Raw genomic sequence first — 21,132 nt, forward strand, 5'->3', positions numbered from 1 at the left:
ATTAACTATGCTGATTAAATTATTAACTAAGGTTTTTGGTAGTCGTAATGATCGTACACTGCGTCGCATGCGTAAAGTTGTTGATGTCATCAACCGCATGGAACCCGAATTTGAAAAATTATCTGATGAAGAGTTGAAGGGTAAAACAGTCGAATTTCGAGCTCGTTTGGAAAAGGGTGAGTCGCTGGAAGATTTGTTGCCTGAAGCATTTGCAACAGTACGCGAAGCGAGTAAGCGCGTGTTTGCTATGCGCCATTTTGACGTTCAGCTACTGGGTGGTATGGTTCTGAATGAGCGTTGTATTGCTGAGATGCGTACCGGTGAAGGTAAAACACTCACAGCGACTTTGCCTGCTTATTTGAATGCACTAACTGGACGTGGTGTTCACGTAGTCACCGTGAATGATTATCTGGCACAGCGTGACGCTGAAAATAACCGTCCATTGTTTGAATTTCTGGGGTTAAGCGTGGGTATCAACCTGCCAGGTATGCCCGCACCCGCTAAACGCGAAGCATATGCAGCGGATATTACCTACGGCACAAACAACGAATATGGCTTTGACTATCTTCGTGACAATATGGCATTTAGCCCGGAAGAGCGTGTTCAGCGTAAATTGCATTATGCGCTGGTGGATGAGGTTGACTCCATTCTGATTGACGAAGCGCGTACCCCATTGATTATTTCCGGCCCGGCTGAAGACAGCTCTGAACTTTATATCAAGGTCAATAAGCTGATCCCTAAACTGATTCGCCAGGAAAAAGAAGATTCAGATACTTTCCAGGGAGAAGGCCACTTTTCTGTTGATGAGAAATCCCGTCAGGTTAACTTGACAGAACGCGGTCTGGTTCTGGTTGAGCAATTGTTAGTGGAAGCGAAATTGATGGAAGAAGGTGAATCTCTGTATTCACCCACTAACATCATGTTGATGCACCATGTTACTGCTGCCCTGCGTGCCCATGCTCTGTTTACTCGTGATGTTGACTACATCGTGAAAGAGGGTGAAGTCATTATTGTCGATGAACATACTGGCCGTACTATGCAGGGGCGTCGCTGGTCTGATGGATTGCATCAGGCTGTCGAAGCTAAAGAAGGTGTAGAAATTCAGAATGAAAACCAAACTCTGGCTTCGATTACTTTCCAAAACTATTTCCGTCTGTATGAAAAACTGGCCGGCATGACCGGTACGGCCGATACAGAAGCATTTGAGTTCAGCTCTATTTATAAGCTAGATACCATTGTGGTGCCAACAAATCGCCCAATGATCCGCAGTGATTTGCCAGATCTGGTGTATATGACTGAAGCAGAAAAAATTGAAGCTATCATTGAAGATATCCGCGAACGTACCAGTAAGGGGCAGCCAATATTGGTGGGAACGATTTCTATTGAGAAATCTGAACTGGTTTCCCGTGAGCTGACTAAAGCCGGTATTGAGCACAACGTGCTTAACGCTAAATTCCACGCAATGGAAGCGGATATTATTGCTCAGGCGGGTCAGGCGAGTGCGGTAACTATTGCGACTAACATGGCTGGTCGTGGTACAGATATTGTGCTGGGTGGCAGTTGGCAGGCAGAAATTGCTAAATTGACGGAACCAACAGAAGCTCAGATTGAAGAGATTAAAGCTGCATGGCAGGAGCGCCATGATATCGTTCTGGCGGCGGGTGGTTTGCACATTATTGGTACCGAACGTCATGAATCCCGTCGTATCGATAATCAGTTACGTGGGCGTTCTGGTCGTCAGGGAGATGCCGGCTCATCCCGTTTCTATTTGTCAATGGAAGATTCACTGATGCGTATTTTTGCATCTGATCGTGTCACTGGCATGATGCGTAAACTGGGCATGAAACCCGGCGAGGCGATTGAGCATCCGTGGGTAACCAAAGCCATCGCCAATGCTCAGCGTAAAGTAGAAAGCCGTAACTTCGATATACGCAAACAATTGCTGGAATACGATGATGTTGCTAACGATCAGCGCCGTGCTATTTATGCTCAACGTAACGATTTGCTGGATGTCAGTGATGTTAGTGAAACTATTAGCAGTATTCGTGAAGATGTATTTAAAGCAACTATTGATGCTTATATTCCGCCTCAATCTTTGGAAGAGATGTGGGATGTAGAAGGTTTGCAGCAGCGTTTAATGGCTGATTTTGATTTGGCGCTACCGATCAAAGAGTGGCTGGATAAAGAGCCTGATCTACACGAAGAAACTTTGCGTGAGCGTATCCTTGAACAGGCTGTTGAAATCTATAAACGTAAAGAAGAGATTGTCAGCACTGAAATGATGCATAACTTCGAAAAAGGTATCATGTTGCAGACGCTGGATATGTTGTGGAAAGAGCATCTGGCAGCAATGGATTACCTGCGTCAAGGTATCCACCTGCGTGGTTATGCTCAGAAAGATCCAAAACAGGAATATAAACGAGAATCTTTCGCCATGTTTGCAAACATGCTGGAGTCGCTGAAATATGAAGTGATTAGCACATTGAGCAAAGTTCAGGTGAGATTACCGGAAGAAGTCGAGGCTCTGGAGCAGCAACGTCGTGCGGAAGCTGAACGTTTGGCAAGACAACAGCAATTAAGCCACGAAGTGGAAAAAGGCGCTTTGATGTCTAAAACAGAAGCTCAGATTGCCAGTGGTGCCCGTAAAGTGGGTCGTAATGATCCTTGTCCTTGTGAGTCGGGTAAAAAGTATAAACATTGCCACGGGCGCTTGCAGTAATGATAAAAAGGCGGGAAACCGCCTTTTTACTGTTAGCTTTAAGCAGGTGACTTTGGATGTGAACCTTGATTGTTGGTTGTTTAGCAACCGAAACGAATAAATGAAGATAATAGTAATATGGAAAAGAAACACCTACATATAGCCGCTGGGATTATCAGAAACTCACAGCATGAAATTTTTATTACTCAGCGTCATGCTGATACTCATATGGGCGGTTTTTGGGAATTTCCTGGCGGGAAAGTCGAGAAAGAGGAAACATCTGAACAGGCTTTAGTGCGTGAGTTACAGGAAGAAGTTGGTATTACCGCTACTCATTATGAATTGGTAAAAACGGTTGAACATGATTTTCCTGACAGGCTGATTACCCTGTATTTCTTCTTGGTGAATGGATGGGAGAATGAACCTTTCGGCAAAGAGGGGCAACTTTCCCGGTGGGTATTACAGAAAGATTTAATTGCTGACGAGTTTCCACCTGCTAATCGCAGCATTGTTGCATTACTTACTGCTTAAATTGCAAATAGCCGCATTATGATTAACGCGGCTATTTATTATTGTTCCGGTTGTTCACTCCAATCATCACTATCGGAGTTTTCACTTTGGCTTGGTATCCGTTTCTCTTCATTTGCCCACTCGCCTAAATCAATTAACTGGCAACGTTTACTACAAAATGGGCGGTATGGACTTATTTCTCCCCAAACTACGGTCTTACTACATGTTGGACATTCAATCGTTAATAATTCAGACATAATCACTTTCCTAATATGTTAGCAGCATGCTAATTCAAATGGTAAATGGACAGGTACGGCTCCTTTTTCACTATCCAATGGTAAAAAACGGATAGCAAAGCGGGTCTTGTGACCGGAAATTTGAGGAAATAGTAAAGGTTTTAATGGCAAACGTAACCTCAGTAAATCTGCCCCTTCTGCTGTATCCTGATGAAAACCGTTTTTACTGATTTCTGAACGGAAGATAGCCGATTGGCGGATTAATTCTAAAATACTTTCCAATGCTTGCTGGAGTGGTAGCAAGCTATCAATCCAGAATGAAACTATTTTATCTCTTTCTGATTGCGGCAAGTGAAGCCATAAATGCAAGGTGGGTAGATCAAAACCACAACAGCCACTTGGAATGCTGAGGCGCTGGCGCACCATACTGATAATTTTATCTTCTTTAAGGGATTGCCCTAGTCGTGGCGCTTTGCTTAATGCAGCAGCCCGCTCTTTCAATTTTAATCTGAAACTATTGACGATGTTAACATCAACATCAGGTATTTCAGCCCATTGTTTTAATTTTGTCTGTTGGCGTTCTAATTCTTTTAGCAATTCTGAACGCACCTCCCCGCGTTCCAGAACTTCAAGTAGTTCAGCAACTGTGCGGAAGAAAGCGAGGCTGCTTGCCAGTGAATCTAAGTGGCGTTGGCTGGTGAGTTGGTGTAGGGAAGACTCAATTCGCAACCATGATCGCATTTTTTCATTTAGTGGGTGTTCAAAAATGATTGTAGAAGTTGTGTCACTCATCATGATTATCCTGTCTGGCTGATTCAGCTAATCTTAAATATTGTTGATGTAGTTCGGCAACACGAGGAGCAATTGCCTGTACGTTATCATGATTTGAGATAACGTCATCGGCATAAGCCAGTCTCTCACTACGGGATGCTTGTGCGGCCAAAATATTTTCGACTTGTTGGTAGCTAATACCATCACGGGTAGCTACCCGGCTGATTTGTACTTCAGGTGAAACGTCAACGACCAGGATCCGATCTGCCATATGCCCTGCATTGTTTTCGACTAATAATGGAATAACCCAAGTAACATAAGGTGCAATTATCTGTTCTAATTGCCGTCTGGTTTCTTGACGTATCAGAGGATGAAGAAGTTGATTAACCCACTGTTTTTCTTGTTTATTTGTAAAAATCTTCTGGCGCAACAGTGCCCGGTTAAGGCTACCATCCGGCATCAATATGTCATGACCAAAGTGTTCTGTAATGGCTTGTAAAGCAGGTGTTCCAGGAGCAACGACTTCTCTGGCAATAATATCTGCATCAACAAGAGGAACACCGAGAGCTGCAAAAGCGTTGGCGATAGTGGTCTTACCGCTGCCAATCCCACCTGTGAGTGCAATAATATAAGTCATCCTATCCCTTCATATTACTTGATAGTATTTCGGGATTGTAACCGAAAGGGGGCAGATGACCTAGAGGCAAAACCAGAGAATCGTTTTTACTTCAAGTGAGTACCGTACCCAGCTGAAAAATAGGTAAATACATTGCGAGCAATAGTATGCCGACAATAGCGGCTATTATGACTATAAGTATTGGTTCCAGTAACTGAGTCATATTGTCAGAAATTTCCAATGCTTGTTGTTGGTACCAGTTGGCAAGATTTCCCAATAACAGTTCCAGATTACCAGACTCTTCGCCAACACTGACAAACTGTTGACACAATGCAGGAAAACAAGATTGTTGCTTCAGTGTTTCGCTCATTGGTATCCCTTGATTAATTTGGGTTCGTAAAAATTTAGTCGCTTTTAAAAAGACCGGGTGATTTATTGATGCAATAGCACTGTCTAACCCTGCGGTGAGTGTCAAGCCGGCTTTTTGTGTCATAAACAAAATATGAAAAAGTTGCCCTAATTGCTGACAGCTAATTAATTTTGCAATAACGGGTAAACGTAACATCAGATTTTTCTCACGGATAATCCATATCGTATGATGTTGGCGTAATTGCAGGTAAAATAGAAATAATGCTATTAACCCAATAGCGCTATAGACACCATATTGAATCAGCCAGTTTGATGCCATTAATAAAGTGCGGGTTAGCAGAGGAAGTTGTGCGTCAAATGAATGATAAATATGTTCAAATTCAGGTAAGACAAAAATCAGCATCAATAAAATAATGATGCTGGCAACAACAGTAATAATCAGAGGATAGCGTAGTGCTTTTGTTATTTTTTTCTGCAATGCGTCTTGTTGTTCCTGTTGTTTAACCAATAATTGACAGCAGATTTCTAATTGCCCGGTTAGTTCTCCAACAGCAATGAGTTGGCAAAATAAAGGAGGAAAGAGAAATGGATAATTTTTTAATGAGGCGGAGAGTGATTCTCCCCGTGTAATTTTCTTACTGATATCTGACAATACACAATGCCATAATGGATTGCCACATTCACGAATAAGAATATTCAGGCAATCCAATAATGGCATTCCTGATGATAATAGTGTTGCCAATTGACGAATAAAGTTCAGACGGTAGCCAATCTGTTGTTGGTGGTAAAATATCCATTTCTCACATTTTATATTATAAGGTTGCAATCCGGCATGGATAAGTTGCTGATATAAAACTTTACGGCTATCACATAGTGATTTACCTTTTGATATTTCGCCTTTGTTGTTAACTGCTTGCCAATTATAAAGATAATGAATTTTCATTACTCTTCCTGCCCTGTAACCTGGTAAATCTCTTCCAGTGTAGTGATTCCTTGCTCTACTAATAAAATACCCGATGAAAGTAAGGTGTCTTTTCTTTGAGTCATAATAATATTTTTTATATTTTTGGGATTTTGTTCTGATAATATTTGTTGAATTTCATGTGTTATTTCCAAAAATTCATAAATAGCGGTTCGACCATAGTAGCCGGAAAAACAATGTTCGCAACCGACGGCTAGCCATTGCCTGATAAATAAAGAATTATTTCCAATATTAATAATCGTTTCTTCTGTTTGTTGATTGCGACAATGAAGACATAATTTTCTGACAAGCCGTTGGGCGATAATTAATTTTATACAAGACGCTGCCATATAACCTGAAATACCCAGATTCTGTAGGCGGGATAATGTATCTACGGTAGAATTAGTATGTAGTGTAGAGAGCACTAAATGGCCTGTTTGTGCTGCTTTTACTGAGATTTCGGCTGTTTCGCTGTCACGAATTTCTCCTACCATGATGATATCGGGATCCTGCCGTAATAATGCCCGTAATACTTTGGCAAAATTGAGTTCAATTTTACTGTTCGTTTGTGTCTGATTAATACCGTTAAGTGGGATTTCAACGGGATCCTCTACACTGCAAATATTCTTTTTATTCTGATTCAGATATTGTAGGCAGCTATATAAAGTTACTGTTTTTCCACTGCCTGTTGGGCCGGTAACTAAAATCATTCCTTGTGGTAATCCTAATTTTTGTTGGAGCTGATTTAATAATTGATCAGGAATACCTAATTGATCCAGTGACAGTTGCCGCATGGTATTTAATATCCTGAGCACAACTTTTTCTCCGTGTATTGTTGGCAGGGTGGCCATACGGATAGCGTAGTTGTGCCGTGCGTCATACCAATCAAATTGTCCATCCTGAGGTAGTCGTTTTTCAGCAATATTCAATTTCGCCATTATCTTAAGACGTGCGGCAATACTTGCATTCATCTGAGGCGATGGAGAGGATAAGAGATGCAATGCACCATCAACCCGGATACGAATACGATAACCTTGCTGGAATGGTTCAAAATGAATATCAGATGCACGCCGTTGAATTGCAGTTAATAAAGTTTGATTAATAAGTTGAATGACTGGTGCATCATTCTCATCTGCATTGATATCAGTTGTGAGGGGTAATAAAGATGCCTCTTCCTCGGGTAAGTGATTGAGTGAAATATTTTGGTGCAATACGGATTCAATTTTTGCCCGTGGCCAAATCTCTACATTAACGATACGTCCGGAAATAAAGCGTAATGCTGATAATAAATCATCATTAGGTAATTCGCTGCTGGCAATTGTTATCGTATTATCATCTTTTTTTATCACAACAGATTGATGGCGCTGACAAATATCATGAATTTCTCTTTCCATCAATGTATTTCCTGTTTCCGAAGGTGAGTTCATTATTGTTTCCTGCGTAAATATATGTTCATAAGAATGATGAATTAAAACTTGAATATTTCCTGACACCGGTTCTTTAATGATACACTTGCTGACTCACATTTATTTATCCATCTGATCGTACCTGTTTGTATCTTTTGTATCGGACTCAAAATAACCCTGATATCTTTCAAGCTTTGCTGACCATTAATGGTGATTTCTCCATCTTTAACTGAAATGCTTCCAATATATCTGCTATTATGGTTATTGGGAATTGATGCTGCCCCTGAATTGCAACCTTTAAAATCTTCAGTTTCAAAACTGCAAAGTTCTATGCCTGATTTATAAGGTACAATAGCTTGTAACATATCTGTTAAGGCGGCTTTCTGAATATATCCCTGATAACTGGGAATACCAATAGCACTTAAGATCGAAATAATGGCAATAGCAACCATAATTTCCATTAATGTGAATCCTTGTTGTTGTCTCATGTTTTTTCTCCGTGTTGTTGTATTGCGACATAAATAATGAAGGAAAAGGAAAAAAATAAAATAGAGTATATAGAGATTATGGAATTGGCTCGAAAAAAGATTTTTGGATTGCAATGTTTTCAGAAATATTTACGGTGGTGTTCGCAAATCTGTTAGTTATGGATTGCTGATTTACACCACCATCAATATTATTGTTGATGTTTACTGAAAGCGCATAGATAGATCTAATGCTTTGATATGTTTGGTTAATGCTCCAACGGAAATAAAGTTAATGCCTGTTTCGGCATAGCTGCGCAGGGTATCCAGGGTTATATTACCTGATACTTCTAAAGCGGCTTTACCTGATGTGATAGCGACGGCTTCTTTCATCATTGGAATAGTAAAATTATCTAACATAATAATATCAACATTGGCTTTCAGTGCCAGAATCAGTTCATCCAGGGTTTCGACTTCGACTTCAACAGGAACATCAGGGTGAGAATAACGGGCTTTATCTACTGCCTGTTTAATAGAACCGTTGGCAATAATGTGGTTTTCTTTAATAAGGAAAGCATCAAATAACCCAAGACGGTGATTATTTCCCCCGCCGCAAAGTACCGCATACTTTAGGGCTATGCGTAATCCTGGCAGTGTCTTGCGGGTATCGAGTAACTGGGTTTTTAAACCGGCAAGAAGGCGGACATAATGGCTAACTTCTGTTGCAACACCAGAGAGAGTCTGAATAAAGTTAAGGGCGGTGCGTTCACCGGTCAGCAATACAGGTGCGGGGCCCCGTAATACACAGAGTTTTTGATTGGCTGTAATTGCATCACTGTCTTTTACCAACCATTCAATGGAGGTTTGGTCACTTAACTGAGTGAAAACTTCATTCAGCCATTGTTGCCCACAGAAAACACCTTCTTCCCGGGTAATAATTATTGCGGTGGCTTGTTTATCTGCTGGAATTAATTGACCGGTAATATCAGAAGTGAAATCTGTGTTGCCACCCAGATCTTCTTTTAGGGCGAGGGTTACACTGGCTGGAATGTCGTGCTGTAAGCGTTCCATCAGAACAGCACGGCGCTGATCTGCACTATAATTTTGTTTCGTCATTAAAAAGCTCCAGAGGTGATAACAATATTGACGGTTTTAACATGCTACCCTGTGTAGTGAACAACTACTATCTTAGTTTTGTCATCAGATTGAAGGAATAAAAATGCGGGTGCTGAAAGTTGGATTGATGGTGTCAGCAAAATTTTTTCGCTTCGCCACGATTTGCGGCCACAAGGTGAGCAGCCAGCGCATAATATCAGTTTGCCTCTAGGGAAGTTTGGTGACCCTTATTTCGATTAGACACATTATCAGCAATTTTTGCAGGAGTAGGAAAGAATGACCCTCTTTATACTGTTGTTAGTGTTGGCGTGGGAGCGAGTGTTTAAAATAGGTGAACATTGGCAATTGGATCATCGTCTTGGACCATTTTTTACCAATATGAAGTCTTTTTCATTATGGAAAAGCCTATTGATGACATTAGCTGTCATGCTACTTACATGGCTACTGATTGAAATGCTTGATGATCTTATATTCGGGATCTTTGAGCTGATTTTATGGGTGTTAATTTGTTTACTATGCATAGGCGCGGGGCGCTTACGGTACGATTATCGTGAATATTTTCGTATTGTTCATCAGGGGGACAGGGAGCAATTAAGAGAGCATCTCGCTCGCCTCGCCATCATTCATGGCTTACCCTCTGATGCCAGTAAAGAAAATGAGTTACGGGAGATGCAAAATGCGCTTCTATGGATAAATTTTCGTTATTACCTGGCGCCGATTTTTTGGTTGATTGTGGCGGGTCAATTAGGGCCGGTTGCTTTGATGGGATATTGTTTCTTAAGAGCTTATCAGGGGTGGTTGGCACAATATGGTACTCCACTTCAGCGCGCGCAATCTGGCGTTGATAGTCTATTGAATTGGCTAGACTGGATCCCTGCTCGCTTAGCTGGAATTGCTTATGCCTTATTAGGGCATGGTGAGCGGGCTTTACCGGCGTGGGTTGCCTCTCTTAGCGATTTGAGAACTTCACAATACAAAGTGGTATGCCAGCTTGCGCAGTTTTCATTAAGCCGCGAACCCCATCTTGATTCAATTCTGACGCCTGTTGCAGCGGTGACATTGGCGAAAAAGGTGACTTTTTCTATCATTGTCGTCGTTGCTTTTCTGACAATTTATGGCGCATTGGTTTGATTGGTTTGTAGTCTCAATAGCTTAATTACCTATAAAGGGAGCCGTGTAAATAGCTCCTTTTTTCTTTTCTATCAATAAATTAATTTTATCTTCCAACTATAATCACGGTGATTTACATATTATTCGAGGTAATATTCTGTTTATTTAATGATAAAAACTTATTGTAATACGATAACTTTTGAAGTACTTTAACGAAAGTTTAGTTGAACATGTATATGGAATGACACAAAATGTGTGGTAAACAGGAGTTTGTGACTAACTCCAGAATAAGGCTTCTTAGCTTTCTGGCTATTATTATTGCTTCTGTGATGGCGGTTGCTGATATGGGCTTCCATATTGTTTCCTGGTCATTATGGGGTGATACCACTCGTCAGGCTGTTCTTCAGGCGTATAGTGATCTTATGCCCGCATTGACTGAAAAGGGATTTAAGCAATCTTTGTTAAGTCAGGTGCTTTACATATCGTTGGATACAATACCCCGCATCATATCAACTGCTTCCTATGTCTTAATCGGAATTTTGTTTTTTCGGTTTGCTAAAGGTGAAATATGGAGTGACCGTAATATTTCCGGTTCATTCATTATTGGTTTCCTGGTGATTCTGGAACAGCTTCTTTACCCAGTGATTAATACATTACAAGGGATGGCCTTATCTGTGGATTTAGGAAAAGGGCAACGTGTATTCAGTTTCTCACTTGGCGTTAATTCAGAGTCTTTGTTTATTATTATGTTTGGTGTGTTCCTTCTAATATTTAGCTTAATTATGCGTGAGTCAAAGAAAATAAGCGATGAACAGCGTTATTTTATCTGAGAATCGCCATGAGTATTATAATAAGACTGGATGTGCTCTTAGCAAAAAGGAAAGTGAAGTCTAAAGAGCTGGCTGCAATTATCGGTATTACTGAGCAAAATTTATCATTGCTGAAAAATGGTAAGATAAAAGGTATCCGTATTGATACGCTGGAAAAAATTTGTAAATATTTACAATGCCAGCCCGGAGATATATTGGAATATGTGGAAGATGGAGAGGATAATCGTTAATTAAGTCACTGTGGATCTTTTTGTATCTTGTAAGATGGAGCTTAACATTAATTAGTTTTAAATGCATGAAAATATCACTTATTTCATGTTTTTTATCTAGCTTGTTATTCCTGAGCGTTCATGGAACACCAATAAAGACGATTTTTCCCAGTAATGAAGGGATATTTTACTCTATGGGGAAATATTGTTCTGATATCCCGTGGAATGCCAGAAAGATAAAATGCATATGTAGATATTACTTACTTGATCGTAAGAAATGATCTCTCTTTTTATATGGTTTTTTATTTAAGTTAAATTTTTATAATATATACAGTAATTGAAGGATGTTAAGAATGAATAAATTTCTCATTGCTTTATTATCAATATTTGTGATTACGGGATGCTCTGCGCCACAGTTTAGTGGTGGCTATATTTCAACCTGTGGTTATCTTGAATGTAATGTTAAAGATATAATTTCGGGTACTGAAGTCAAAGTAAATACTCCGCGTTCTGTGCCTAATTTTGATAAAAATACATCAATCCAAGACAGACAAATTATACAGTCTGGTGGACGACCATCTTTTGAAGAAGAGAGTTACCGTATTGGGGGATCTTTTAACTTCTAATTTAATTTCCCTGATTATTTTCTTTAGTTTTATTTAAGGCATTTTTTATGAATTCTATAAAAAAAATCACCATTATTCCTTTAATTATATTATTTACTTTATTAACCGGTTGTACATCGTGGGAAAAACCGGGAGCAACTCAGTATGAAAGAGACAGGGATTATGCTGAATGTAAGGCACTTGGTTATTCTCAATTACCATCAGACTGGACCAGCGAAGTTGTTCATTCTTTCGAGACAAAACGTTTTTCCTGCAAAGATGAAGACAAGAAAGAAGATAAATCTTGTCATTATTCTATTATTGTGCCAAAAACTGAAGTTAATCGTTGGGATAAAAATGAATCTTCAAGGCGTTGGGTAATTTCATCCTGTATGTATCAAAAAGGATGGCATGAAGAAACCCGCTATTGGTTTTAATATAGTACGTTTTTCCATCAGCAAGAGTTATGTAGGACTTTTGCTGGTGGTTCCTCACATATTTTGCAAATATTCCTTTCTGATCACAGGTTTTAACCATTCTGTTTTGCTGATTTGAGCTACATTTATAATCTAATGGAATAGTCTTTGTGTTTAAAATCAACAAGTGATGATTGGGTATCTATACTTTTTAAATAAATATTCAACTATTTCTTTGCTGTAACAGATTCATTACATCTATTTATACGTTTCAAAAGGTTAGGTTAAAATATCATTGCAGAGGATTTATTAGCCTATTAGTTATCAGCTTTTGCTAATTTTTAAAAAAATTTGTTAAAATTTGCAGGTTTTTATGATTTAGCTCAAGGTCTTTATGGACAGCTGGTGAATACTTTGTTACTTTTATGGCCCTGTAGTTTAAATTGGTATTACCAATTGACTCCAGTAGGGACCGAAGCAATGTTTATCCATTAACTGGCTTACAGTAAATATGGCTTATAGCAAAATCCGCCAACCAAAATTATCAGATGTTATTGAGCAGCGTATCGAGCATCTCATCCTTGAAGGATCTTTACGTCCAGGGGAGAAATTGCCGCCTGAACGTGAGTTGGCGAAACAGTTTGATGTGTCACGCCCTTCACTGCGCGAAGCTATTCAACGGTTAGAATCCAAAGGTTTTCTCTTTCGCCGTCAGGGTGGGGGAACATTTGTTCAGAGTAACCTATGGCAAAGTTTCAGTGATCCACTGGCACAACTACTGGCTGGTCATCCAGAATCTCAGTTTGATCTCCTTGAAACCCGCCATGCTTTGGAAGGTGTCGCAGCCTATTACGCGGCATTGCGTGGTACTGACGAAGATTTTGAACGCATTCGGGAACATCACCTGATTATTCAACAAGCTCAGCAAAGTGGTGATGTCAATGCTGAGTCCGAGGCTGTTCTGCAATATCAGCTCGTTGTTACCGAAGCGGCACATAATGTGGTTCTCCTTCATTTATTGCGCTGTATGGTACCTATGCTGGAACAAAATATCCGGCAGAATTTTGAGTTTCTGTATACCCGTCGGGAAACGCTGACAGCAGTCAGCGATCATCGAGCGAAAATTTTTGAAGCTATTATGGCAAGGCAACCAGAGAAAGCCCGTGAGGCTTCCCACCGCCATTTAGCCTTTATTGAAGATGTTTTATTGGATCTCAGCCGTGAGCATACCCGCCGGGAGCGATCACTGCGGCATTTCCAACAACATCCAGAATAAAATTAGCTGTGCAGATCCTGAAGTTTGCTGCGTCTGCATAGCTAGTCGAGTCCCTTTACTGAGGGCGCTAGCGGCAACAACAGTGAGGGCCTATCTTCCAGTCATGACCGGCTGAACGTCAAAGGGTATGACGGGAAGATAGGCTCCAAGACAATCATTAGAAACAGATAACAGATAAGGAATACACCATGTCAGACATTTTGAAAAATGACGTGGATCCGATCGAAACTCGCGACTGGTTACAGGCGATCGAATCGGTCATCCGTGAAGAGGGTGTTGAGCGTGCCCAGTTCCTGATTGATCAGGTACTAAACGAAGCACGTAAAGGTGGCGTGAATGTTGTGGCAGGTGCTGCTAACCGCGATTATATCAACACCATTACTGTTGAGGATGAGCCTGCTTACCCTGGCAACCTGGAGCTGGAGCGCCGTATTCGCTCTGCTATTCGCTGGAATGCTGTGATGGCTGTTTTGCGGGCATCTAAAAAAGATCTGGAATTAGGTGGTCATATGGCTTCATTCCAGTCTTCAGCAACCATGTATGAAGTTTGCTTTAACCACTTTTTCCGTGCCCGTAATGAGAATGACGGCGGTGATTTGGTTTATTTCCAAGGACACATCTCTCCTGGCGTCTACGCGCGTGCTTTCCTTGAAGGCCGTCTGACTGAAGAGCAGATGAATAATTTCCGTCAGGAAATTCATGGCAACGGTCTGTCTTCTTATCCGCATCCAAAACTGATGCCTGAGTTCTGGCAATTCCCGACGGTTTCCATGGGATTGGGGCCAATTGGCGCTATCTACCAAGCTAAGTTCCTGAAATATCTGGAACACCGTGGTTTGAAAGACACCTCCAAGCAAACCGTTTACGCATTCTTGGGTGACGGTGAAATGGATGAGCCGGAATCCAAAGGTGCGATTACTATCGCAACCCGTGAGAAACTGGATAATCTGGTATTTGTTATCAACTGTAACCTGCAACGCCTGGATGGCCCGGTTACGGGTAATGGCAAAATCGTTAACGAGCTGGAAGGTATCTTCAGCGGTGCGGGTTGGCAGGTTCTTAAAGTTCTTTGGGGTGAGCGTTGGGATGAATTGCTGCGTAAAGATACCAGCGGCAAATTGATCCAACTGATGAACGAAACTCTGGACGGCGATTACCAGACGTTCAAATCCAAAGATGGTGCTTATGTCCGTGAGCATTTCTTCGGCCGTTATCCAGAAACGACAGAATTAGTCAAAGACATGACTGATGATCAGATTTGGGCGCTGAACCGTGGTGGTCACGATCCTAAGAAAGTATTTGCTGCCTTGAAAAAAGCGCAGGAAACCACCGGAAAACCAACCGTCATCCTGGCTCAGACCATCAAAGGTTACGGTATGGGTGATACGGCTGAAGGCAAAAACATCGCTCATCAGGTTAAGAAGATGAATATGGAAGGCGTTCGCCATTTCCGTGATCGTTTCAATGTCCCTGTTGCTGATGAGCAAATCGAAAACCTGCCATATGTGACTTTCGATAAAGACTCTGAAGAGTACAAATACCTGCATGAACGTCGTGCAGCGCTTGGTGGTTATTTGCCAAGCCGTCGTACTCATTTTGAAGAAAAGCTGGAACTGCCAACGCTGGCAGATTTTGGTGCATTGCTGGAAGAACAAAACAAAGAAATTTCTACCACTATCGCTTTTGTTCGTGCACTGAATGTGATGTTGAAGAACAAGTCAATCAAAGATCGTCTGGTTCCAATCATTGCCGACGAAGCGCGTACCTTCGGTATGGAAGGTCTGTTCCGTCAGATTGGTATCTACAGCGCTAATGGTCAGCAGTATACTCCGCAGGACCGTGAACAGGTTGCTTACTATAAAGAAGACGCGAAAGGCCAGATCCTGCAAGAAGGTATTAATGAGCTGGGTGCAGGTTCATCATGGTTGGCGGCGGCGACTTCTTACAGCACCAACAACCTGCCAATGATTCCATTCTACATCTACTACTCTATGTTCGGGTTCCAGCGTATTGGCGACCTGTGCTGGGCAGCAGGTGACCAACAGGCTCGTGGCTTCCTGATCGGCGGTACTTCAGGTCGTACAACTCTGAACGGTGAAGGTCTGCAACACGAAGATGGTCATAGTCACATTCAATCTCTGACTATCCCTAACTGCATCTCTTACGACCCGGCGTTTGCTTATGAAGTTGCTGTGATTATGCATGACGGTTTGGAGCGTATGTATGGTGAGAAACAAGAGAATATTTACTACTACATCACCACGCTGAACGAAAACTATCACATGCCGGCAATGCCACAAGGTGCAGAAGAAGGTATCCGTAAAGGTATCTATAAACTGGAAAGCCTGGAAGGCAGCAAAGGTAAAGTTCAGTTGTTGGGTTCTGGTTCTATCCTGCGTCATGTTCGTGAAGCGGCGCAGATTCTGGCTAACGATTATGGTGTGGGTTCTGACGTATACAGCGTCACTTCATTCACTGAACTGGCGCGTGATGGTCAGGATTGTGAGCGCTGGAATATGTTGCACCCAACAGAAACGCCACGCGTACCTTATGTTGCTCAGATCATGAATGAAGCACCGGCAGTGGCTTCTACTGACTACATGAAACTGTTCGCAGAACAAATTCGTAACTTCATCCCTGCAAGCGAATTCCGCGTATTGGGTACTGATGGTTTCGGTCGTTCCGATAGCCGTGAAAACCTGCGTCATCATTTTGAAGTTGATGCTTCCTACGTGGTTGTTGCTGCTCTGGGTGAGCTGGCTAAACGTGGTGAAATTGATGTGAATGTTGTGGAAGAAGCAATCAAGAAATACAACATTAATCCAGAGAAAGTTAACCCGCGTTTGGCATAAGAGGTAAAGATCAATGACTATCAAAATCAACGTACCGGATATCGGTGCAGATGAAGTTGAAGTCACCGAAATCATGGTGAAAGTTGGCGATACAGTGGAAGCTGAACAATCGCTGATCACGGTAGAAGGTGATAAGGCTTCGATGGAAGTTCCATCCCCTCAGGCGGGTGTTGTTAAAGAAATCATCGTTGCGGTTGGCGATAAAGTTGAAACCGGCAAGCTGATTATGATTTTTGCTTCCGCAGAGGGTGCTGTAGAAGCTGCACCTGCTGAAGAATCAGCGGCGATACTATTATCCTCTCGTATGGCAGAACCAGAACCTGTGGTTTCCGCAGCCAGAGATGTTCATGTACCCGATATCGGCGGTGATGAAGTTGAAGTTACCGAAGTGATGGTCAAAGAAGGCGATACGGTTACAGCGGAACAGTCACTGATCACCGTAGAAGGTGATAAAGCCTCTATGGAAGTACCGGCACCGTTCGCCGGTACGGTTAAAGAGATTAAAATCAAGGCCGGTGATAAAGTGAAAACCGGTTCTATGATCATGGTATTCGAAGTCGCGGGAGCAGCGCCTGCACCTACTCCTGCGGCCTCTGCTCCGGCTCCGGCGGCTGAACCTGAGAAAGCAGTCCCTGTTCTGGAAAGCAGAAGCTTCGTAGAAGAAGATAAAAACGATTTCATTGAAAATAGTGCTTATGTTCATGCAACACCGGTGATCCGTCGTCTGGCGCGTGAATTCGGCGTTAACCTGGCTAAAGTGAAAGGTTCAGGTCGTAAAAACCGTATTTTGCGTGAAGACGTTCAGTCTTACGTGAAAGACGCGATTAAACGTGCTGAATCTGCGCCTGCATCAGCCGGTGGCGGTCTGCCGGGAATGCTGCCTTGGCCGAAGGTGGATTTCAGCAAATTTGGTGAAATTGAAGAAGTTGAGCTGGGTCGTATCCAGAAAATTTCGGGTGCTAACCTGAGCCGTAACTGGATGATGATCCCCCATGTTACACAGTTCGACGAAACGGATATCACTGAAGTTGAAAACTTCCGTAAACAGCAGAATCAGGAAGCTGAGAAGAAACAGCTTGGCGTGAAGATCACCCCGCTGGTGTTCATCATGAAAGCGGTTGCAAAAGCGCTGGAAGAGATGCCGCGTTTTAACAGCTCTATCTCAGAAGATGGTCAGAAACTGACGCTGAAAAAATACATCAACATTGGTGTGGCAGTTGACACACCTAATGGTTTGGTGGTTCCAGTGTTCCGTGACGTCAATAAGAAGGGCATCATCGACTTATCCCGCGAGCTGACAGAGATGTCTAAGAAAGCCCGCGCAGGTAAACTGACTGCATCTGATATGCAGGGTGGATGCTTTACTATTTCAAGCCTGGGCGGTATCGGTGGCACAGCATTTACGCCAATCGTTAACGCACCGGAAGTGGCTATCCTGGGCGTATCCCGTTCATCCATGAAGCCGGTCTGGAATGGTAAAGAGTTTGCACCACGCCTGATGCTGCCTATGTCACTCTCCTTCGATCACCGTGTGATCGATGGTGCTGATGGTGCTCGTTTCATTACATTTATTAATCATGCAATGAGCGATATCCGCCGTCTGGTGATGTAATCTCAAATAGGCCGGCCATGCGCCGGCCTGATTGTTATTGCTGTGGCAGGGAAACAGCTTGCATCTGGTTAGTTTGTTGCGAGTTCTGTCACGTTAACGCGCTTTTCAGGTTATTAACAATTCTGTAAACTGCTCGCGGTGTGTAGGTCCCGGTGGAATATATCGTTTTTGGCGTCTGACCCGCCGGACAAACAATTAAGAGGTCATGATGAGTACTGAAATTAAAACCCAGGTTGTGGTACTTGGGGCAGGTCCAGCAGGGTATTCTGCTGCTTTTCGTTGCGCGGATTTAGGTTTGGAAACTGTCCTGGTGGAACGTTACTCTACCTTAGGTGGTGTTTGTCTTAACGTTGGTTGTATCCCTTCTAAGGCATTGCTTCATGTAGCAAAAGTTATTGAAGAGGCTAAGGCTCTGGCCAATCACGGTATCGTTTTTGGTGAACCAAAAACTGACATCGAAAAAGTCCGTGTTTGGAAAGAAAAAGTTATCAATCAGCTGACTGGTGGTCTGGCTGGTATGGCTAAAGGCCGCAAAGTTAAAGTTGTTAATGGTGTTGGTAAATTTACCGGTGCTAACACACTGGTTGTTGAAGGTGAAAATGGCGCAACAACGATTAATTTTGATAATGCCATTATTGCCGCGGGTTCCCGTCCTATCCAATTACCATTCATTCCTCATGATGACCCTCGCGTATGGGATTCTACAGATGCACTGGCGCTGACAACGGTTCCTGGGCGTCTGCTGGTGATGGGCGGCGGTATCATCGGTTTGGAAATGGGAACCGTTTACCACGCTCTGGGTTCTCAGATTGATGTTGTTGAAATGTTGGATCAGGTGATTCCTGCGGCTGACAAAGATGTGGTGAAAGTATTCACTAAGCGCATCAGCAAACAATTCAACCTGATGCTGGAAACGAAAGTAACGGTAGTAGAAGCCAAAGAAGAGGGTATCTACGTCACGATGGAAGGCAAAAACGCACCGGCAGAACCACAACGTTATGACGCAGTTCTGGTTGCTATTGGTCGTGTACCTAACGGTAAGATGCTGGATGCAGGTAAAGCAGGCGTTGAAGTTGATGACCGTGGCTTTATCCATGTTGATAAGCAAATGCGTACCAACGTACCGCACATTTTTGCTATCGGTGACATCGTTGGTCAGCCAATGCTGGCGCATAAAGGTGTTCACGAAGGTCACGTTGCGGCTGAAGTTATCTCTGGTAAGAAACACTACTTCGATCCAAAAGTGATTCCATCCATTGCTTACACTGAACCAGAAGTTGCATGGGTTGGTCTGACTGAAAAAGAAGCGAAAGAGAAAGGTATCAGCTATGAAACGGCAACTTTCCCATGGGCCGCTTCTGGCCGTGCGATCGCTTCTGATTGTGCTGACGGTATGACCAAACTGATTTTCGATAAAGAAAGTAACCGTATTATCGGTGGTGCCATTGTAGGTACTAACGGTGGTGAGCTACTGGGTGAAATCGGTTTGGCAATTGAAATGGGTTGTGATGCAGAAGATATCGCGTTAACTATCCATGCTCACCCAACGTTGCATGAATCTGTCGGTCTGGCGGCTGAAATCTTTGAAGGCAGCATTACTGACTTGCCAAATGCTAAGGCGAAGAAAAAGAAATAATTTCTTAAATCGCCTGATGTAATTAACCTGAACTCTGGATAAAAGATGGAACTAAATGCCTGTTCCAAGATCAGAATTTTCGACCAAGAAAAAAGAGATCTTATCAGGAACAGGCATGGATAAATTAGTTGAACTCTTCTGCGATGTTGATGACTTTTGCCGTGTTTTCATTCCACTCTGGGAACAGTAGTGTATCGAGGAAGGCATCGCCAACGCAGACGTCATGGCCGCATGAGTGCCAGCGAGATTATGACCATCGTGATTGCCTTTCATATGTCACATTATCGGGATTTCAAAAACTTTTACTTTGGATTAGACCGGCGATATCACCAACAAGACTTTCCCACCTTGCTGAGTTATACCCGCTTTCCGAGCGTCGTCTCCTCAGCTTTAGGGCCCCTTTGCAGTTATTTGACGCATGTGAAAGGGAAATCCAGGGGGCTCGCCTTTATCGACTCCACCTGCATTCGTGTTTGTCATCACGTTCGCATCCCTCGTCATAAAATGTTTGACGGTATTGCAAAACGAGGAAAATGGTCAATGGGAGGGTTTTTCAGTAAGGGATATATCAGTCAGGCTCTATTTGATGATTTAAACGCAACAGGCGTGACATTCATCACCGATACGCGCAGTAACATGAAGGCAAAAGTGCTCTCGGTGTGGGATAAGATGGTGTTATCAAAGCGTTTCATCCGCTCCGCCAACGCCTGCGACCGCAACGTACGGCGATGTCGAGCAACAGCGGCTGCAACCTGTGCTGGCTGCCAACTGGCACTGATCGGTAACAAAACCCGCGATGGTTATCGCGAGTTTTCATAACCACAAAGTTACTTTTTCGACAAAGTAACTCTCTGACCCAGTCGGCCAGTTTGCCTGACTGATGTTTCAGCTGTTGTATAAAAGCTCTGGCGCACTGAACCAGTAACGTACGTAGCTTTTTGTTATCCCGTTATTAATTCCACTCTCATTAACTGTTAACCAAATGTTATCGTTTGCTTGTAATATTACATTTTTATCATATTTAATGTAATAAAATTACATGATATGGAAAATAGAGTGATGATAACTGCTTAAAAGTGGTCGGATAAGTAGTAAATTTTCATTTTGTGCGGTAAAATTTTAAACAATTTACAGATGAATTATTTTTGGGGTTCTGCTGCCTGGCAGGATCTTTTTTAGGAGGGTCTAATATGTCTGCATATCGTAAATATCCTCGGCACCAGATTCTGTTACGTCGTATTGGTGCTATTACTGTAGGTGTGTTGGCGCTACCAGTGATGTTGTTTCGTTGTGATCGTGCCCGTTTTTACAGTTACTTGTACCGTGTATGGGTAAAAACCAGCGATAAGCCTGTATGGTTAGAGCAATCCGAGCTGGTTGCTCAAGTCAGAAATAACTGATGTTTGGCGGGGAATCTGGTTTCCCGTTGTTGATAGATA

The 21,132-nt window shown here is 42.5% G+C and carries 19 protein-coding genes and 2 pseudogenes; 13 read left to right on the plus strand and 8 right to left on the minus strand.

The annotated features are described in order from the left end of the window. Positions 1–7 precede the first annotated feature (7 nt). Positions 8–2,719, plus strand: a complete 2,712-nt coding sequence (gene secA, locus VY86_RS14975; protein WP_046975538.1) for a preprotein translocase subunit SecA — start codon at positions 8–10, stop codon at positions 2,717–2,719. 117 nt (positions 2,720–2,836) lie between these two features. Continuing rightward, positions 2,837–3,229 carry an 8-oxo-dGTP diphosphatase MutT gene (gene mutT / locus VY86_RS14980; RefSeq protein ID WP_046975539.1) on the plus strand — a complete coding sequence of 131 codons (393 nt, stop codon included), beginning with the start codon at positions 2,837–2,839 and terminating at the stop codon, positions 3,227–3,229. Positions 3,230–3,267: 38 nt separating this feature from the next. On the opposite strand, the gene yacG is transcribed toward mutT, so the two are convergent. The 7 genes from yacG to nadC all read right to left on the minus strand — a co-directional run bounded on the left by yacG (position 3,268) and on the right by nadC (position 9,147). Then, positions 3,268–3,465 (minus strand): DNA gyrase inhibitor YacG, encoded by a 198-nt coding sequence (gene yacG, locus VY86_RS14985; protein ID WP_046975540.1) that lies wholly within the window; start codon positions 3,463–3,465, stop codon positions 3,268–3,270. 18 nt (positions 3,466–3,483) lie between these two features. Continuing rightward, entirely contained in the window at positions 3,484–4,236 is a 753-nt protein-coding gene (gene zapD, locus VY86_RS14990; RefSeq protein ID WP_046975541.1) for a cell division protein ZapD, read from the minus strand. Beyond that, a complete protein-coding gene (gene coaE / locus VY86_RS14995) occupies positions 4,229–4,852 on the minus strand; it encodes a dephospho-CoA kinase (RefSeq protein ID WP_046975542.1) in 624 nt (207 codons plus the stop codon). The genes zapD and coaE overlap by 8 nt, the downstream gene beginning before the upstream one ends. A gap of 91 nt (positions 4,853–4,943) precedes the next feature. After that, positions 4,944–6,143 carry a protein transport protein HofC gene (hofC, locus tag VY86_RS15000; protein WP_046975543.1) on the minus strand — a complete coding sequence of 400 codons (1,200 nt, stop codon included), beginning with the start codon at positions 6,141–6,143 and terminating at the stop codon, positions 4,944–4,946. After that, complete coding sequence (gene gspE, locus VY86_RS15005; protein WP_046975544.1) at positions 6,143–7,588, minus strand: type II secretion system protein GspE; 1,446 nt, start codon at positions 7,586–7,588, stop codon at positions 6,143–6,145. Before gspE ends, hofC begins: the two co-directional genes overlap by 1 nt. Before the next feature lie 41 nt (positions 7,589–7,629). Further along, positions 7,630–8,055: a prepilin peptidase-dependent pilin gene (ppdD, locus tag VY86_RS15010; RefSeq protein ID WP_046975545.1), complete on the minus strand. Its 426-nt coding sequence runs from the start codon at positions 8,053–8,055 to the stop codon at positions 7,630–7,632. A 201-nt stretch (positions 8,056–8,256) separates the two neighbouring features. Then, positions 8,257–9,147 carry a carboxylating nicotinate-nucleotide diphosphorylase gene (gene nadC, locus VY86_RS15015; protein WP_046975546.1) on the minus strand — a complete coding sequence of 297 codons (891 nt, stop codon included), beginning with the start codon at positions 9,145–9,147 and terminating at the stop codon, positions 8,257–8,259. Between the two features lie 276 nt (positions 9,148–9,423). Here nadC and ampE point away from each other — a divergent pair, with 276 nt between their 5' ends. The 10 genes and pseudogenes from ampE to VY86_RS23585 form a co-directional block, all read left to right on the plus strand. After that, entirely contained in the window at positions 9,424–10,278 is an 855-nt protein-coding gene (gene ampE, locus VY86_RS15020) for a beta-lactamase regulator AmpE (protein ID WP_046975547.1), read from the plus strand. Positions 10,279–10,508: 230 nt separating this feature from the next. Then, on the plus strand, positions 10,509–11,087 hold the full coding sequence (locus tag VY86_RS15025; protein WP_046975548.1) for a hypothetical protein: 579 nt from the start codon (positions 10,509–10,511) through the stop codon (positions 11,085–11,087). A gap of 8 nt (positions 11,088–11,095) precedes the next feature. Beyond that, complete coding sequence (locus tag VY86_RS15030; protein WP_046975549.1) at positions 11,096–11,317, plus strand: helix-turn-helix domain-containing protein; 222 nt, start codon at positions 11,096–11,098, stop codon at positions 11,315–11,317. Positions 11,318–11,649: 332 nt separating this feature from the next. Beyond that, positions 11,650–11,922, plus strand: coding sequence for a hypothetical protein (locus VY86_RS15035; protein ID WP_046975550.1), 273 nt, complete (start codon positions 11,650–11,652; stop codon positions 11,920–11,922). Positions 11,923–11,969: 47 nt separating this feature from the next. Further along, entirely contained in the window at positions 11,970–12,338 is a 369-nt protein-coding gene (locus VY86_RS15040; protein WP_046975551.1) for a hypothetical protein, read from the plus strand. Between the two features lie 490 nt (positions 12,339–12,828). After that, complete coding sequence (gene pdhR / locus VY86_RS15045) at positions 12,829–13,593, plus strand: pyruvate dehydrogenase complex transcriptional repressor PdhR (protein WP_046975552.1); 765 nt, start codon at positions 12,829–12,831, stop codon at positions 13,591–13,593. 188 nt (positions 13,594–13,781) lie between these two features. Next, positions 13,782–16,445, plus strand: coding sequence for a pyruvate dehydrogenase (acetyl-transferring), homodimeric type (gene aceE / locus VY86_RS15050; protein ID WP_046975553.1), 2,664 nt, complete (start codon positions 13,782–13,784; stop codon positions 16,443–16,445). Positions 16,446–16,458: 13 nt separating this feature from the next. Beyond that, a complete protein-coding gene (gene aceF, locus VY86_RS15055) occupies positions 16,459–18,057 on the plus strand; it encodes a pyruvate dehydrogenase complex dihydrolipoyllysine-residue acetyltransferase (RefSeq protein ID WP_046975554.1) in 1,599 nt (532 codons plus the stop codon). A gap of 208 nt (positions 18,058–18,265) precedes the next feature. Further along, a complete protein-coding gene (gene lpdA, locus VY86_RS15060) occupies positions 18,266–19,693 on the plus strand; it encodes a dihydrolipoyl dehydrogenase (protein WP_046975555.1) in 1,428 nt (475 codons plus the stop codon). A 115-nt stretch (positions 19,694–19,808) separates the two neighbouring features. After that, positions 19,809–20,386 (plus strand): annotated as a pseudogene (locus VY86_RS23585) (transposase); the annotation flags it as partial. Between the two features lie 124 nt (positions 20,387–20,510). Here VY86_RS23585 and VY86_RS23590 read toward each other — a convergent pair. After that, a pseudogene (locus tag VY86_RS23590) lies at positions 20,511–20,642 on the minus strand (hypothetical protein); the annotation flags it as partial. A 241-nt stretch (positions 20,643–20,883) separates the two neighbouring features. Here VY86_RS23590 and VY86_RS15070 point away from each other — a divergent pair. Then, positions 20,884–21,093 (plus strand): YbfA family protein, encoded by a 210-nt coding sequence (locus tag VY86_RS15070; RefSeq protein WP_046975557.1) that lies wholly within the window; start codon positions 20,884–20,886, stop codon positions 21,091–21,093. Positions 21,094–21,132: the final 39 nt, after the last annotated feature.

It is taken from the genome of Photorhabdus thracensis (genome assembly GCF_001010285.1).
Classification (GTDB): Bacteria; Pseudomonadota; Gammaproteobacteria; order Enterobacterales; family Enterobacteriaceae; genus Photorhabdus; species Photorhabdus temperata.